Source organism: Sphingomonas jeddahensis, assembly GCF_001981525.1.
Taxonomy (GTDB): Bacteria; Pseudomonadota; Alphaproteobacteria; order Sphingomonadales; family Sphingomonadaceae; genus Sphingomonas; species Sphingomonas jeddahensis.
Genome location: NZ_MPSB01000008.1, coordinates 37,872 through 51,850 on the forward strand (window position 1 = coordinate 37,872; position 13,979 = coordinate 51,850).

17 protein-coding genes and 1 pseudogene are annotated in these 13,979 nt (G+C 67.9%); 7 read left to right on the forward strand and 11 right to left on the reverse strand.

Annotation, left to right across the window (positions count from 1 at the left end):
• Nucleotides 1–483: 483 nt before the first annotated feature.
• On the reverse strand, nucleotides 484–924 hold the full coding sequence (locus tag SPHI_RS09765) for a (deoxy)nucleoside triphosphate pyrophosphohydrolase (protein ID WP_076744747.1): 441 nt from the start codon (nucleotides 922–924) through the stop codon (nucleotides 484–486).
• A 40-nt stretch (nucleotides 925–964) separates the two neighbouring features.
• On the opposite strand from SPHI_RS09765, the gene SPHI_RS09770 reads away from it, so the two are divergent.
• Both SPHI_RS09770 and SPHI_RS09775 read left to right on the forward strand, forming a co-directional pair.
• Nucleotides 965–1,168 carry a Flp family type IVb pilin gene (locus SPHI_RS09770; RefSeq protein ID WP_076744828.1) on the forward strand — a complete coding sequence of 68 codons (204 nt, stop codon included), beginning with the start codon at nucleotides 965–967 and terminating at the stop codon, nucleotides 1,166–1,168.
• Nucleotides 1,169–1,286: 118 nt separating this feature from the next.
• Nucleotides 1,287–1,469 carry a Flp family type IVb pilin gene (locus tag SPHI_RS09775; protein ID WP_076744748.1) on the forward strand — a complete coding sequence of 61 codons (183 nt, stop codon included), beginning with the start codon at nucleotides 1,287–1,289 and terminating at the stop codon, nucleotides 1,467–1,469.
• A 77-nt stretch (nucleotides 1,470–1,546) separates the two neighbouring features.
• Here SPHI_RS09775 and SPHI_RS09780 read toward each other — a convergent pair whose 3' ends face one another.
• Genes SPHI_RS09780 through SPHI_RS15165 form a run of 4 tightly spaced genes read right to left on the reverse strand, consistent with a single transcriptional unit; the run spans nucleotide 1,547 to nucleotide 5,293 of the window.
• A complete protein-coding gene (locus SPHI_RS09780; RefSeq protein ID WP_076744749.1) occupies nucleotides 1,547–2,500 on the reverse strand; it encodes an acetyl-CoA carboxylase carboxyltransferase subunit alpha in 954 nt (317 codons plus the stop codon).
• 9 nt (nucleotides 2,501–2,509) lie between these two features.
• Nucleotides 2,510–3,406 carry a tyrosine-type recombinase/integrase gene (locus SPHI_RS09785; RefSeq protein ID WP_076744750.1) on the reverse strand — a complete coding sequence of 299 codons (897 nt, stop codon included), beginning with the start codon at nucleotides 3,404–3,406 and terminating at the stop codon, nucleotides 2,510–2,512.
• A 2-nt stretch (nucleotides 3,407–3,408) separates the two neighbouring features.
• Nucleotides 3,409–5,175 carry a hypothetical protein gene (locus SPHI_RS09790; protein WP_076744751.1) on the reverse strand — a complete coding sequence of 589 codons (1,767 nt, stop codon included), beginning with the start codon at nucleotides 5,173–5,175 and terminating at the stop codon, nucleotides 3,409–3,411.
• A complete protein-coding gene (locus SPHI_RS15165) occupies nucleotides 5,156–5,293 on the reverse strand; it encodes a hypothetical protein (protein ID WP_198927855.1) in 138 nt (45 codons plus the stop codon). Before SPHI_RS15165 ends, SPHI_RS09790 begins: the two co-directional genes overlap by 20 nt.
• 100 nt (nucleotides 5,294–5,393) lie before the next feature.
• On the opposite strand from SPHI_RS15165, the gene SPHI_RS09795 reads away from it, so the two are divergent.
• The 3 genes from SPHI_RS09795 to SPHI_RS09805 are packed head-to-tail and all read left to right on the forward strand — an operon-like array spanning nucleotide 5,394 to nucleotide 7,194.
• Entirely contained in the window at nucleotides 5,394–5,957 is a 564-nt protein-coding gene (locus SPHI_RS09795) for a shikimate kinase (RefSeq protein WP_076744752.1), read from the forward strand.
• On the forward strand, nucleotides 5,954–7,054 hold the full coding sequence (gene aroB / locus SPHI_RS09800) for a 3-dehydroquinate synthase (protein WP_076744753.1): 1,101 nt from the start codon (nucleotides 5,954–5,956) through the stop codon (nucleotides 7,052–7,054). Before SPHI_RS09795 ends, aroB begins: the two co-directional genes overlap by 4 nt.
• A complete protein-coding gene (locus tag SPHI_RS09805; protein ID WP_076744754.1) occupies nucleotides 7,054–7,194 on the forward strand; it encodes a DUF2256 domain-containing protein in 141 nt (46 codons plus the stop codon). The genes aroB and SPHI_RS09805 overlap by 1 nt, the downstream gene beginning before the upstream one ends.
• A 153-nt stretch (nucleotides 7,195–7,347) precedes the next feature.
• Here the strand turns inward: SPHI_RS09805 and SPHI_RS09810 are convergent, their stop codons facing one another.
• The 5 genes from SPHI_RS09810 to radA all read right to left on the reverse strand — a co-directional run bounded on the left by SPHI_RS09810 (nucleotide 7,348) and on the right by radA (nucleotide 11,976).
• Nucleotides 7,348–7,680, reverse strand: a complete 333-nt coding sequence (locus SPHI_RS09810) for a DUF423 domain-containing protein (protein WP_076744755.1) — start codon at nucleotides 7,678–7,680, stop codon at nucleotides 7,348–7,350.
• On the reverse strand, nucleotides 7,677–9,431 hold the full coding sequence (locus SPHI_RS09815; RefSeq protein ID WP_076744756.1) for a cation:proton antiporter domain-containing protein: 1,755 nt from the start codon (nucleotides 9,429–9,431) through the stop codon (nucleotides 7,677–7,679). The genes SPHI_RS09810 and SPHI_RS09815 overlap by 4 nt, the downstream gene beginning before the upstream one ends.
• Nucleotides 9,431–9,871, reverse strand: coding sequence for an iron-sulfur cluster assembly scaffold protein (locus SPHI_RS09820; RefSeq protein WP_076744757.1), 441 nt, complete (start codon nucleotides 9,869–9,871; stop codon nucleotides 9,431–9,433). Before SPHI_RS09820 ends, SPHI_RS09815 begins: the two co-directional genes overlap by 1 nt.
• Complete coding sequence (locus tag SPHI_RS09825; protein ID WP_076744758.1) at nucleotides 9,868–10,431, reverse strand: CvpA family protein; 564 nt, start codon at nucleotides 10,429–10,431, stop codon at nucleotides 9,868–9,870. The genes SPHI_RS09820 and SPHI_RS09825 overlap by 4 nt, the downstream gene beginning before the upstream one ends.
• Before the next feature lie 171 nt (nucleotides 10,432–10,602).
• Nucleotides 10,603–11,976, reverse strand: a complete 1,374-nt coding sequence (gene radA / locus SPHI_RS09830) for a DNA repair protein RadA (RefSeq protein ID WP_076744759.1) — start codon at nucleotides 11,974–11,976, stop codon at nucleotides 10,603–10,605.
• Between the two features lie 351 nt (nucleotides 11,977–12,327).
• Between radA and SPHI_RS09835 the strand changes: the two genes are divergently transcribed.
• Nucleotides 12,328–12,708: a hypothetical protein gene (locus SPHI_RS09835; RefSeq protein WP_076744760.1), complete on the forward strand. Its 381-nt coding sequence runs from the start codon at nucleotides 12,328–12,330 to the stop codon at nucleotides 12,706–12,708.
• 66 nt (nucleotides 12,709–12,774) lie between these two features.
• Entirely contained in the window at nucleotides 12,775–13,512 is a 738-nt protein-coding gene (aat, locus tag SPHI_RS15325; RefSeq protein ID WP_076744761.1) for a leucyl/phenylalanyl-tRNA--protein transferase, read from the forward strand.
• Between the two features lie 35 nt (nucleotides 13,513–13,547).
• Here the strand turns inward: aat and SPHI_RS14700 are convergent.
• A pseudogene (locus tag SPHI_RS14700) lies at nucleotides 13,548–13,781 on the reverse strand (DUF2155 domain-containing protein); the annotation flags it as partial.
• Nucleotides 13,782–13,979: the final 198 nt, after the last annotated feature.

Sequence of the window (13,979 nt, forward strand, 5' to 3'; positions counted from 1 at the left end):
GGTGTCAGAGGGGCCCGGCCCGCGGGTACAACCTAAGCAAGGGCATTCTGGCCTTCAAGGCTCCGTGGCTCGCAAATCCCATCCGCGCCAGCCTGGCATCATCCGCACTCCGCGGATCAATCATCGGCCGCTCGCCATGTCGGGGGCCCGCACGGGCCCATGTCACCCGCGGCTAAGGGAAAGGCGATCCTCATCGCCGAGTAACGCTATGATTGGTTCGCCCCGAACTGGTGCGATTTTCTACACACGTCCGGCTCGCGCCGGTATATCAGCGCTGCGGCGGGGATCGCCGCAGAGTCGCATCATCGAACAAACGAGCTGGGGGGCAGGATGCGTGGGATCGACGGTGATTCTGAATGGCTGGTGCGACTTCACCACTGGCTCGTGCTTGCATTCCTGCTTTGCGGAACGGGCGCCTGCCTGATGGTGTGACCGGCCGCCGAGCTACTCGGCCCGGTGAGCCAATGGTCATTGGGTGATCGTTCACGGCAGAAGATCTGCGCACCCGGCACGGCTCAGCGCTGAGACCAGTGGAATATCGGCCGGCGGCATGGGAAGGCCGACGAGTTCCGCCGGCGAGACCCAGCGGATCGTGGGGGCTTCGATCGGACGCGGTTCACCGCTCCAGATGTGTACGCGGTACAGCAGCAGCACCAGCAACCGGCCGGCGCCTGCCTCGGTGGAGAAAGCCAGCGGCGTCAGCGCGGCGCGGGCTACGGTGATCCCAAGCTCTTCGGCCAGTTCTCGAACGAGGGCGGTTTCAGGATACTCCCCAGTCTCCACCTTGCCGCCGGGAAATTCCCATAGGCCGGCGTGCTGCTTGCCTGTCGGCCGCTGCTGCACCAGGACGCGTCCGTCCGCGCTTATCAGCGCTGCCGCGACTACCAGCAGTGGCGGCAGATGCGTGCCTTGCGCAGCGGACATGTCGACCTTTCGTTAAGGCTATGATGCGATGCCGTACGCCATGCACCGACGCCACGGCCCGATCAAACGCGCGCTAATCGCTTTACGCCGTCTGGTCCGCGACCAGCGAGGCGCGACGGCGGTGGAATATGGCCTTATCCTGGCGCTGGTATTCCTCGCGATGATCGCGGCCGTTCAAGGAGTTGCCGACGAGACGATCGGCATGTGGGACTATGTCAGCAATCGGGTCGTCAACGCAGAGTGACCGCGCCGATCCAGCTTAAGTATTCTTCAACCCCCTGGCCTTAAGGTCGCGATAGTCGGAGCGGGGGCTTCCAATCCGGCCGGGTGACTGAAGCTAAGACATACACTGGAGATCGAACATGCAGAAGATGCGCGCATTCATCAAGAATTCCAAGGGTGCCACGGCGATCGAGTACGGCCTGATCGCTGCGCTGATCGCCGTCGCCGCCATCGCCGCCATGGGCACGCTGGGTAACCAGCTCAACACGACCTTCAACGGCGTCTCGACCAAGATGTCGAGCAACAATGACAAGCTGAAGTAAACTTCGGCCGCAACGCAATGTAGTCTATAAGGGGATACGAGACACGTCTCGTATCCCCTTATATCTTTCTCAACGGTTCAGCTCAGCGCGCGGCCCATGGCGAGGAACTTCTCGCGCCGTTCGCGCCGCAGCGCTTCGGCATCGAGCGGCGCCAGCTCGCCCAGTGCCTTCTCGATCGCATCACCCAGTGAGCCGATCGCCGCCGCCGCGCCGCGATGTGCGCCGCCCAGCGGCTCGGGCACGATCGTGTCGATCACGCCCAGCGCCTTCAGGTCCTGCGCGGTGACCTTCATCGCCTCCGCCGCGTCCGCCGCCTTGTCGGCGGTGCGCCACAGGATCGACGCGCAGCCCTCGGGGGAGATCACAGAATAAACGGCATGCTCGAACATCAGCACGCGATTTCCGCTGGCCAGCGCGATCGCGCCGCCCGAACCGCCCTCGCCGACCACCGCCGACACCAATGGCACGCCGGCCGCGAGGCACGCCTCGGTCGAGCGGGCGATCGCTTCGGCCTGGCCGCGTTCCTCGGCCTGTAGCCCCGGGAAAGCGCCCGAGGTATCCACCAGCGTCACGATCGGCAGCCCGAAGCGATCGGCGAGCGCGATCAGCCGCACCGCCTTGCGGTAGCCCTCAGGCTTGCCCATGCCGAAATTGTGCTTGAGCCGGGTGGCGGTGTCGTCGCCCTTCTCATGCCCCATCACCAGCACGCGGCGCCCGCGGAAGGTGGCAAAACCGCCGAGGATCGCCTGATCGTCGCCGAACGCGCGGTCGCCGGCGAGCGGAATGAATTCATCGAACAGCCCGGCGACATAATCCTTGAAGTGCGGCCGCTCCGGATGGCGCGCGACCTGAGTCTTCTGCCACGGCGTCAGCTTGGCGAAGGTTTCGCGCAGCATCTTGTCGGACTTGGCCTGGAGCTTCGCCACTTCGGCGGCGATGTCCATCCCGCCCTCCGCGCCCGTGTCGCGCAGTTCGTCGATGCGCGCCTGGAGCTCGGCGATCGGCTTTTCAAAATCGAGGAAAGTCGGCATCGCGCGGAGCTAGGCGCGCGGTTTCTCCACGTCAACGAGCGGGTGGCGTTCGTTGACCAGCGCCACCAGCCGCGATCGATCGACATGGGTGTAGATTTCGGTGGTCGCGATATCGGCATGGCCGAGCATAGACTGGAGCGCCCGCAGGTCCGCGCCGCCCTCCAGCAGGTGAGTCGCAAAGGCATGGCGCAGGACGTGCGGGCTGATCCGGTCTGGCGGGATGCCCGCTTCCGCCCCCAGCGCGCGAATGATCTGGAACAGGCGCACGCGTGAGATATGCGCCTTGCCCGACGGGAATAGATGCGGCCGATCCGCCGCGACATGGTTGCGCCACGCGGCCACCGCCGCGCGCGCACGATCGGAAATCGGCACTAGCCGCTCCGTGCCGCCCTTGCCCTTCAGGATCAGGAACGGTCGATCGGGATGGATGGCGTTACGCGGCAGCGAGACGAGCTCGGTTGCACGCAGCCCCGATCCGTAGAGTAATTCCAGGAACGCGGAGTTGCGCAGGTCGGCCGGCAGCGGCGGATCACGCGCGAGCCGCGCCGCCACGACCGCGAACAGCCGATCGACATCGCCATGACTCAACGTCTTGGGCAGGCCACGCCGGCTACCGGGCTTCGGCAAAGAAAGGCCTGGATCGTCGGCGCGCAGGCCCTCTTCCGCCAGGAACGTGAAGAACCGCCGCAGCGCCGATGCCTTGCGCGCCACCGTCGACCGCGACAGGCTGGCCCAGCCGTCGCCCAGCCGCGCCAGCGCCGCCGTATCGGCCTCGGCCAGCCGTCCGTCGAGCGCCTCGGACGCCAGCATCAGGTCGCTGCGATAGGCCGCGATCGTGTTGCGCGCCGCACCGGCCTGCGCGGCCATCATCTCCAGAAAGCGATCGACGAGCGCGCGGTCCCCCATCGTCAGGCGCGCGACAGCGCCTCGGTGGCAATCATCCGGGCCTCGCCGTCCAGCCCGACCGCGCGCAACGCCGCGACGATCCGGTACAAAGCGGTGGCGGGGACGCCGCGCCAGTCATCCGTCTGCATCCCGATCCCCGCCAGCAGCAGCACCGTTGCCGGCTGGCGATCGCGCACTGCCCGGTCAAGCGCACGCGTCCAGCTGTTCTGCGCGCCGATCCGGACGTCGAGTGATTCGGCGCCGCTCTCGACCTCCTCGGCTGACAGCCGGCCGAGGCCTGCCAGCCCGGCGAAGAACAGCCGCCGCTTGCGCGTGACATCTCCAGTGCCGGCGTAATTGGAAACGGCACCATAGCCCAGCCGCGAGCGCGCATCGGGATCGGACAGTTCGAGCAACGCCCAGGCGTCGCCGCCCTCTTCCACTTGCCCCCGCCAGCGCTGCGCGGTGCGATCAAGGCCAGCCGAAAGCATCGAGGCGACGATCCGGTCAGCTTCTTCGCGCCCATCGCCGGGCCGCACCCGCGCCGCCGCGCGCGCCGTCAGGATCAGCCGGGCATAGCGCGCCTGCGGCGTCTCGCCCCCGTCCCACAACTGGCGCAGCGCGCCGAGCCGAGTCGCGACATCCGCCCCGACATAAGCCGACCGCAGATCGGACGCGATCGCGCCCAGCGCCGCCGGTGTCTCCTCGCCCGCATCGAGCGCGGCATAGAGATCAACCAGGGCCGCATTGGAGATTACCCCCATCGCCGCAGCACGCTCCGCCACCGCGGCGCGGTCAGCGATCGGGATTGCCGGCGCCAGCGCGCGCCAGCCCGTGACCTGCGGGCCGACGGTCTCGTACAATTCGTCCGGCACCTTCACGCCCGTCGCCGTGGCAAGGCCCCAGCGCCAGGTGGTGAGTTGTACCACCGAATCCCATTCGATCGTCACCGCCTGCCGGCTGTTGAGCCCGGCGCCGATCACCTTTTGCGCCAGCGCGAGATCGATCCCGCTCGCCACGCGCCGGCGGCGCGCCGCCGCCACCAACGGCCGCGCCCCGCCCTCGGCATTGCCAAGCGCCGCGCACATCGCGCGCGCCAGAACCCAGCCGCGTGCGCTGTCGCCCGTGTCGTCCGCCAACGGGCAGAGGCCGCCGGGGTCGCCCGTCGCCAGCATCGCCTGCATCGCGACTTGCCGGTATTTGGGCGTCGCGTTCATCGTGTCGACGCTCTCGACCAGACTACGCGCGGCGACCGATTCGCCCATGCGCAGCAGTAGCCACGCGCGTTCGGCGGCGAAGTCCGCGCCATTCAGCCCCGCGGGCGTATCGACGCGCGAGACAAGCGCGCGCCGCAGCGCGATCGACAGCCAGCGCGACGGCAGCGGCGCGGACAATCGCCGCATCAGTCCTTGCAGGAAGCCGCCGTCGGCCGCCCCGAACGCGCGCGAGGCCAGCCCGCCCTCGGCCATGCCGACCGGCCCGACCAGTGCCAGCGAGCGCCGCGCGAACAATGGCATCTCATATTGCGCCAGCTCTGCCTCACTCGGTGGTGTCGGCGTCGGGGTCGGGGAAGGCGATACCTCGGGCTCGGGCAGCTCGAGCGGCGCCTGCGGCAGCGGCTGCACCGTTGCGCCATCGGGCGCCTGCGCAGGCGGCGGCGCAGCAACCGGCTCACCGAAGCCGGGCGGCAACAGCGATTCGGGCGCTTGGGCGTTCTGGGCAACCGCCGCGGCGGCTAATGAGGCAGCGGCAGCGAGGGCCGCGAGAAGCCTAGCTCGCGAGGTTGCCAAGTTCGACCGCCTTTTCGACGCGCGTCGTCGGCTGTTCGGTCGCGCTACCCGCGAGGAAGAACAGCCCGCCGACCACGACGACCAGAAGCACTATCAGCGAGACGATCAACCGCGACATGTTTCAACCTTCGTACCACGCGCGCGCCCTGCCTGAAGACCAGACCCGATGGCCGGGCCTTGTGCCGGAAGCGCCGACGCGCTGTATAGCCGGCTTGGCCATGTTGCAAAGCCCCGCCCCATCCAACCGCGACCGCAAGAGGCGCTGGCAGCGCGAGCCGATCGTGCTCGTCGGGCTGATGGGCGTCGGAAAGTCGACTGTGGGCAAGCGGCTGGCGAGCCGGCTCGGCCTGCCGTTCGTCGATGCCGACAATGAGATCGAGGATGCCGCCGGCATGTCGATCGCCGAAATCTTTGCGCGCTATGGCGAGCCTTATTTCCGTGATGGCGAGCGGCGAGTGATCCAGCGGCTGATCGACGGGCGTCCCAAGGTGATCGCGACCGGCGGTGGCGCGTTCATCAACGATGCGACCCGCGCGCTGATCTTGTCCGATGCGCTGGCGATCTGGCTGGATGCGGATATCGACGTGCTGGTCGATCGCGTACGCCGCCGCGACACCCGCCCGCTGCTGCGCGGCAAGGATCCGGCAACCGTGCTGCGCGAGCTCGCCGCGATACGCAATCCGCTTTACGCTGAGGCGCATCTCCGCGTCGCGAGCAACAATGCGCCGCACGAAGCGACGGTGCGTGCGATCCTTCAGGCGATCGATTACGGGGCGGCATGACGACGATACGGGTGGCGCTAGGCGCACGCAGTTACGATGTGGTGATCGAGGCCGGTCTGCTGGGCCGCGCGGGCGAGCATCTGGCCCCGCTGGTCGGCAAGCGATGCGTGCCGATCGTCGCGGATGCGAACGTGGCGGTGCATCTGGAGACGCTGCGCGAGTCGCTCGACGCCGCCGGCATCGCCAGCAAGCCGATCGTCATCCCGGCCGGCGAACGGTCGAAGAGCTGGGCGACGTTGGAGACGCTCACCGACCGGCTGCTCGAATTAGGCGTCGAGCGGGGCGATCATGTCGTGGCGCTCGGCGGAGGCGTGATTGGCGATCTCGTCGGCTTCGCGACCGCAATCCTGAAGCGCGGCTGCGGCTTCGTGCAGATCCCCACCACCTTGCTGGCGCAGGTCGATTCGTCGGTCGGCGGCAAGACCGGGATCAACGCGCGCGCGGGCAAGAATCTGATCGGCGCTTTTCATCAGCCTAGGGCGGTGCTGATCGATCCCTCGGTGCTCGATACGTTGCCTCTGCGCCAGCTGCGCGCCGGCTATGCCGAAGTGGTGAAATACGGGCTGATTGACGACGCGGATTTCTTCGCCTGGTGCGAAGCGAACGGCGTCGCGTTGCTCGCCGGCGACGGGGCGGCGCGCGAATATGCCATCGCGCACGCGGTTGCAGCCAAGGCGCGCATCGTGGGCGAGGACGAGTTCGAGACGACCGGCAAGCGCGCGCTGCTCAACCTCGGTCACACCTTCGGCCACGCGCTGGAGGCGGAGGCGGGGTTTTCCGACCGCCTGCTCCACGGCGAGGCGGTGGCGGCGGGCTGCGCCCTCGCCTTTGGCTATTCCGCCGCGCACGGGCTTTGCACGGCGGAGGATGCCGTGCGCGTCTCAGCGCATTGGCAGAAGGTCGGCCTGCCTGACAGCCTCTCCGCGGCCGGCATTGACGCCCCTGCCGAGCGGCTGGTCGACCATATGCGCCACGACAAAAAGGCGAGCGGCGGCCAGATCCCCTTCCTTCTCGCGCGCGGGATCGGGCAGACATACCTAGACAAGCAAGTGTCGCTGGACGACGTCGCCGCCTTCCTGGCGCTGCAGCCGCGCTGATGCCCAACGGCATCGCCAAACGCGACCTGCCGGCCAAGACCTGCCCCGCCTGCGCCCGCCCCTTCGCCTGGCGCAAGAAATGGGCCCGCGACTGGGAGAACGTCGTCTATTGCTCCGACACCTGCCGGAAGAAGCGGTAACCTAAAATCCTCCCCGTCGCAGATGGGGAGGGGGGCCGCGCCGGCAGGGCGTGGTGGAGGGGGGAAGCCAAGCAGCGCCACCATCCGCGGCCTTCCCGTCCACCAGCCTACGGCTGGTCCCCCTCCCCATGCTGTGCATGGGAGGACAAAGATTTAGCTCCGCATCCCGGCCCACGCCAGCCACAGCCACCCCGCAATCAGCAGCGTTCCGCCAACTGGCGTGATCGCCCCCAGCCATCTCGGCGCGCCCATCGCCATCAGGTACAAGGTTCCCGCGAACACCAGCCCGCCAGCGACGAACAGCCACCCGGGCCCGCGCGCCTCCAGCCGCAGCGCCGCCAGCGCCGCGACCGCATGGATCAGCTGATACTGCCCGCCGGTACGCAGCCATTCCGCGGCCTGCCCGCTCGCGCCATGGGCGCCGAACGCACCCGCGCCGACCGCCAACGCACCTGACAGCCCCGCCACCACCACCAGCCAGTTCATCGGTCATTCCCCCACGGCTGCTGTTCCGCCACCATCGCGCGTGCCGCGCGAATGTCACCGGCCTCGACCTGGATGCGCAGCCGCTCCTTGTCGCTGGCGCGATACATGTCCTCCGCCCGGTCGATCTCGGCGCGGGGAATGCCCAGCCCCTCCATCGCGCCGCGCGCCATCTTCACCGCCGATTCGAGCACTTCGCGCACCACCAGCTTCGCCGGCCCGCCCTTGAGCTTGATCAGCGCGCGGCGATCATAGGCGCGGACATAGATGGCGGCATTGGGGAAGGCCTGATGCGTGGCCTCGACAACCTCCGGCGTCACCTGCTCGTCGTCGATGCAGAACAGGATCAGCTCCGCCTCCGCCGCGCCCGCCTGGCGCAGAACCTCGAGCCGCGTGCCGTCGCCATAATAAACCTTGGCGCCGAACTCGCCGGCGATGTCGATCATCTCGATATCGGTGTCGATCAGCGTGACGGGGATGTCCTGCGTCAGCAGCATCTGCCCGACCGTTTGCCCGAATCGGCCATAGCCGACGATCAGCGCATTGGCGCCGTCCGCCGTTGGCCCGTCGCGCTCCTCCTTGACGATCGGCGCCTCGCGGAAGCGTTTGGTCAGCGCCATCAGGAACGGCGTGGTCGCCATCGACAGAGTGATGATCGCCCCGAACAAAGATGCCGCCTCGGGCGCGATCAGATAAGCGTTGGTCGCCTGTGCGAAGAGCACGAAGCCGAACTCGCCGCCCTGGCTGAGCAACACGCCGAGCGCGAGCGCCGACCGCCAGTTCATCCGGAAGGCGAGGCCGAGAAGGAAGATCACCAACGTCTTGGTGGCAATCAGCGCCAACGCCATGGACACGACGAACAGCGGCCGCTCGGCGATGGCGGGCAGGTTCAGCATCATGCCGATGGTGAGGAAGAACAGGCCGAGCAGGATCGATCGGAACGGATCGACGTCCGCCTCCAGCTCATGCCGGTACGGGCTGTCGGCCAGCATCACGCCGGCGATGAACGCGCCCAAGGCGGTGGACAGGCCGAGCGCTTCCATCAGCGCCGCGCTGGCGATGACGGTGAACAAGGCGGCGAAGACGAACATCTCGCGCTCGCCCATGTTGCCGATGCCGCGGAACAGTGGCGCGAGCACGAAGCGGCCGGCCGCGATCAGGCCGGCGACCGCCGCGATCGTGTAAAGCACCAGCGTCCATCCCGGCGGGCCTGCGGCATCGGCGGGATTGCGGCTCATCGCCGCGACAATGGTGATCAGCGGAATGATCGACAGGTCCTGGAACAACAGGATCGAAAAGGCGCGCTCGCCAAACGGCGTGCGCAGCCGCCCGGAGGATTGCAGCAGCGGCAGTACCTGTGCGGTCGACGACAGCGCCAGCGGCAGGCCAAGCGCCAGCGCCGCCGGCCAGGAGAAATGCGCGAACACCGCGACGATCGCCGACACGGCAATGCCGCACGCCACGACCTGCAACAGGCCAAGCCCGAAGATATCCTGCTTCAACCGCCACAATCGCGACGGATTGAGCTCAAGCCCGACGACGAAGAGCAGCAGGGTGATGCCCAGTTCGGCCACCCCCAGCTTCGATTCGGCGTCGCCGACCAGGTTGAGCATGTGCGGCCCGACAACCGCGCCCGCCACGAGATAGCCCAGCGTCGCGCCGAGCCCGAGCCGCCGGAACAGCAGCACGAAGCCAAGCCCCGCGCCGAGCAGGATCACCCCGTCGCGCAGCAGCGACCCTGCCCCGTGTTCCATCAATCCCCCGTTTTCGTCTGCGCTTGGGCGTTTGCCGCGGCCTCCGCCGCCGCCTCGAACGCAAGTCGGATCGAAGCATGACGCGCGTGATAATCAAGTGCCGGCGCCAGCACGTCCAGGCCGGGCCAATCCGGCAACTCGCCGGTGCGCGCGAGCCAGCCGGTCAGCGCATCGCGCGCTACGGCCAGTTCCTCCGGCGTGCGGCCGATGATGTTGCCGGCGAGCAGCGACGACGATGCCTGGCCTAGCGCACAGGCGCGCACCAGCATTCCCGCCTCGCTGACGCGCCCAGCCGCGCCGAGGTTGACGTCCACCGTCACCCTGCTGCCGCAGATCGGCGACCGCTTCTCGCTGGTGCCTTGCGGATTGGGAAGGCGCTCGTCGATCGGATTGTCCGTCGCGAGCCGCAGGATCGCGTCATTGTACAGCGCGTTGCTCATCCCGGCTGGCCTGCCCTGCCAGCCCGCTCGCCGGCGCTACCTTGCTCGAACACTGGCAGGCCGCGACGGCGCCGATCGACGAAGTCGGCGATCGCCGCGCTGGTCGCGTTGAGCAGCGGATAGGTCCGCGCTTCCTTGATCCACGCCGGCCGCCGCGTCGGCCCGCCGCCGATGGTGTCGAGCACCAGCACCACGAGCAGGAAGGCAAGGCTGGCGAGGATCAGCCCCTTGAGCGCGCCGAACCCGAAGCCGAGCGCGCGGTCGACCGGCCCGAGCACCGATTTGCGCACCCGCTCACCCAGCGCCCGTGCGACGATCCGCCCGAGGAAGTAGGTGACACCCGCGAGCAACACAAACGCGAGCGCCGCTGCGCCGGAGGCAGTGCCGACGGTACCGGCCAGCGCCTGCGACACGGGCAAGTGGAAGATCTTCACTGCGAAGATCACCGCCACCCAGGCGAACAGCGCCAGCACCTCGGTCACGAACCCGCGCTTCAGCCCGAGCAGCGCGCTGCCCGCAACGACGGTGAGTACCGCAATATCCAGTCCATTGAGGTTCATTGCTGCTCATCTAGGGTGTTGGAGGGGAATTGAGAACCGGTCGCTTCGCCCCTCCGACCGCGTCATCCCGGCCTTGAGCCGGGATCTCGCTTTTTCGTCCTCGTCACCCACCACCAAGGCAGCGGACCCCGGATCAAGTCCGGGGTGACGATAAATGAAAGGGGAGCCCCCTCACTCCCGCCCGAGCAAGTGATCCACCAGCCGCCCCAGCGTCGGGAACCCCGCCAGCCGCAGCGGCCCCTTCTCCCCCGTCATGGAAGCCGGCACCAGCGCCTGGCCGAATCCCAGCTTCGCCGCTTCCTTCATCCGCAGTGCGCCATGCGCCACGCTGCGCACCTCGCCCGACAGCGCCAATTCGCCGAAGGCCACCGCGTCTGCCGGCACCGGCCGCTCCGACAATGCCGAGACGAGCGCCGCCGCCACCGCCATGTCTGCGGCGGGATCCTGCACGCGATAGCCACCCGCCACGTTGAGATAGACCTCCGCCGAGGAGAAGCTCAGCCCGCACCGCGCCTCCAGCACCGCCAGGATCATCGCCAGCCGCCCGCTGTCCCACCCCACCACCGCGCGCCTGGGCGTCGCGCCGCTGGCGAGCCGCACCACCAGCGCCTGGATCTCGACCAGCACCGGACGGGTACCCTCAAGCGCCGGGAACACCACCGCGCCGGTCACGCTCTCGTCGCGCTGCGTGAGGAACAAGGACGAAGGATTGGACACCTCGGTCAGTCCTTCGGTCTGCATGGCGAAGACGCCGATCTCGTCCGTCCCGCCGAAGCGGTTCTTGATTGCGCGCAGGATGCGATATTGGTGGCTGCGCTCGCCCTCGAAGCTCAGCACGGTATCGACCATATGTTCCAGCACGCGCGGGCCTGCGATCGTGCCGTCCTTGGTCACATGCCCGACCAGCACCAGCGCCGTGCCGCGCTCCTTTGCGAAACGGATCAGTTCCTGGGAGGAGGCGCGCACCTGGCTGACGGTGCCTGGCGCGCCTTCGATCAGGTCCGAATGCATCGTCTGGATCGAATCGATCACCAGCAAAGCCGGCGGCTTGCCGCTGCCCAGTGTCGTCAGGATATCGCGCACCGACGTCGCCGAGGCGAGCCGTACCGGCGCCTCGCCCAACCCAAGCCGCCGCGCGCGCAGCCGCACCTGATCCGCTGCTTCTTCGCCGGAGACGTAAGCGACGTCCGCCCCGCCCATCGCCAGCCGCGCCGCCGCCTGGAGCAGCAGCGTCGATTTGCCGATCCCCGGATCGCCGCCGATCAGCGTCGCGCTCCCCTCCACGAAGCCGCCGCCCAGCGCCCGGTCGAGTTCGGCGATTCCACTGGCGAGCCGCGCCGGCAGCGGCACCTCGGCGTCGAGCGACACCAAAGTGAACGCCCGCCCGCCGCCCTGCAGATTGTGCTTCGCCTGGAACGGAGTGACGACCGCCGGCGCTTCCTCCACCAGCGTGTTCCATTCGGAGCAATCGACGCACTGCCCCTGCCAGCGTGAAGCGACTGAACCGCAGGACTGGCAAACGTAGCGTTTTTGAAGTTTGGCCATTCGCAATCCCTAGGTGTCGCCCTGCCGTCCGACCCGACCTCGACAAGAAGCTGCCCGTCTTCGCCGCGCGCTTGCCCCAGGAAGAGAATGCAGGGCCCCGGTAGGCTCAGCCCGAACGGCTCGGGAGTTAAGATATCGCCAGAACAACTAGGGAACAAGTCGCCGATCTGCCAATCTTTCTGCCACCGAAGCAGAACGCCCGATTGCCCGCTACCGGCCACCCCGTCGTGGTAGCTGGTTGTCCTTCTCGCCGAGCGGAGGAAGAATGAGGCAGCTTTACTGCAATAAAATATCTCTGCTCGCCGTCTTCGCCTTGACGCTCCGTGCTGCATGCGCGAAGTCCGCGCCGCTATGAAGAGCCCCCTCCCCTTAGCCGCCGCGGCGCTCCTCGCGCTTGCTGCCTGCAACGCCGAACCCACCACCGAAGTGATCGACGCGAACCCCGATCCTATGGCGAAGGAACTCGCCAATGCCGGCGCGATCGAGCTTCCGCCCGCGATCAAGGCCGACAAGTCGATGCGCTGCAGCGACAACAGCCTGGTCTATGTCACCTTCTTTGAAGGCGACAAGCAAGCGATCGTCCGGACCGAGAAGGGCGGCACCGCCACCACGCTTACGGCAGCCAATGCCGGCGAGCCGCTGACGGCGGAAGGCGGCTGGAAGCTGACCGGCGACACCGCCAACATCTCGATCGAGCAGCCTGGTAAGGGCGCGCTGAGCTGCCACGAATAAGGCATCCATGATCCGCCGCCGCACCTTGGCAGGCGCGGCGGCTTCTTTCTATCATGCGCGCCATCCATGACGCGCCACCTCTCCTTCGAAATGCTCGATCCCGCCACCGTGCTGGGCGCCTATGCGGTGGGTGTGTTCCCGATGGCGGACGCGCGCGACGCGCCAGGCGTCTACTGGGTCGAGCCGCGGCAGCGCGCGATCCTGCCGCTCGACCGCTTTCATCTGTCCCGCTCGTTGCGTCGCACGCTGCGATCCGAGCGGTTTCGCCTGACCGCCGACCTCGCCTTTCCCGCCATCATCGACATGTGCGCCGAGGCCGCAACCGACCGGCCCGAGACATGGATCAACGGGTCGATTGAGCGTGTCTTTCTTGAGTTGCACGCGGCCGGGTTCGCGCATTCCATCGAATGCTGGGAGGGCGATCAATTGGTCGGCGGACTCTACGGCCTGGCGCTCGGCCGCGCCTTTTTCGGTGAAAGCATGGTCAGCCGCACCACCGATGCCTCCAAGGCAGCGCTGGCCGCGCTCGTCGCCCGTCTGCGGTACGGCGGCTTCACCCTGCTCGATTGCCAGTTCATGACCGATCACCTCGCCTCTCTAGGCGCGGTGGAGATCGATCGGGACGATTACATGGCGTTGCTGGGCGAGGCACTTTCGAACGTGCTCGGCACGTCGCGGTCGTCGTCGGACGCCCGGCGGGCCGGCGCAGCGGACTTCCGCGCGGTGGACGGCGCGCTCAGCACGTCCGTGTCCGGCCCCTTCTCGGGGAAGGACATCGTGCAGCTCTTGGGCCACACGTCATAGATCGGGTGCTGAACGACATTCAGCGCCGGCCGCTCCTTGTAGAGCCAACCTGAGAAACCACGTCGCCACTTGTTGTCGCTGCCGCGCACGTCGAGCTGGATAAACGCGCCGGTCAGTTGCTCCTGCTCCCACGGCGCCGTCCGCTCGCAAGCGCGCAGGCGAACGATCGTATCGCCCACGCGCAGCGCCTGTCCCGGCTTCATGGTGAGATCGCGGCTGACACCATTCCGCTTGTTGAGCAGCCCGATCACTGCGCCGCGTTGCGCCATGGGAGTGCTGCCGGCATCGACGGGGGCGACCTCGCCCTCCACCGTCACTACATCCGATGGGGCTTTCTCGTCGGCAGCGTCGGGCACCTGCTGGCTCGTCACCGGCGCCGACTCGCGTGCATCGCCCAGCCAGCGCGCACCCTGCCACACGCCGGCCGCAAGCAGGGCGGCGCCGCCGATCGCGGCAGCCGCGACCGC

Coding starts and splice junctions, on each gene's coding strand:
- SPHI_RS09780 (WP_076744749.1), bottom strand. CDS start 2,500: ATGCCGACTTTCCTCGATTTTGAAAAGCCGATCGCCGAGCTCCAGGCG.
- SPHI_RS09775 (WP_076744748.1), top strand. CDS start 1,287: ATGCAGAAGATGCGCGCATTCATCAAGAATTCCAAGGGTGCCACGGCG.
- SPHI_RS15165 (WP_198927855.1), bottom strand. CDS start 5,293: ATGTCGCGGTTGATCGTCTCGCTGATAGTGCTTCTGGTCGTCGTGGTC.
- SPHI_RS09785 (WP_076744750.1), bottom strand. CDS start 3,406: ATGGGGGACCGCGCGCTCGTCGATCGCTTTCTGGAGATGATGGCCGCG.
- radA (WP_076744759.1), bottom strand. CDS start 11,976: ATGGCCAAACTTCAAAAACGCTACGTTTGCCAGTCCTGCGGTTCAGTC.
- SPHI_RS09810 (WP_076744755.1), bottom strand. CDS start 7,680: ATGAACTGGCTGGTGGTGGTGGCGGGGCTGTCAGGTGCGTTGGCGGTC.
- SPHI_RS09815 (WP_076744756.1), bottom strand. CDS start 9,431: ATGGAACACGGGGCAGGGTCGCTGCTGCGCGACGGGGTGATCCTGCTC.
- aroB (WP_076744753.1), top strand. CDS start 5,954: ATGACGACGATACGGGTGGCGCTAGGCGCACGCAGTTACGATGTGGTG.
- SPHI_RS09820 (WP_076744757.1), bottom strand. CDS start 9,871: ATGAGCAACGCGCTGTACAATGACGCGATCCTGCGGCTCGCGACGGAC.
- SPHI_RS09805 (WP_076744754.1), top strand. CDS start 7,054: ATGCCCAACGGCATCGCCAAACGCGACCTGCCGGCCAAGACCTGCCCC.
- aat (WP_076744761.1), top strand. CDS start 12,775: ATGACGCGCCACCTCTCCTTCGAAATGCTCGATCCCGCCACCGTGCTG.
- SPHI_RS09765 (WP_076744747.1), bottom strand. CDS start 924: ATGTCCGCTGCGCAAGGCACGCATCTGCCGCCACTGCTGGTAGTCGCG.
- SPHI_RS09835 (WP_076744760.1), top strand. CDS start 12,328: ATGAAGAGCCCCCTCCCCTTAGCCGCCGCGGCGCTCCTCGCGCTTGCT.
- SPHI_RS09770 (WP_076744828.1), top strand. CDS start 965: ATGCACCGACGCCACGGCCCGATCAAACGCGCGCTAATCGCTTTACGC.
- SPHI_RS09795 (WP_076744752.1), top strand. CDS start 5,394: ATGTTGCAAAGCCCCGCCCCATCCAACCGCGACCGCAAGAGGCGCTGG.
- SPHI_RS09825 (WP_076744758.1), bottom strand. CDS start 10,431: ATGAACCTCAATGGACTGGATATTGCGGTACTCACCGTCGTTGCGGGC.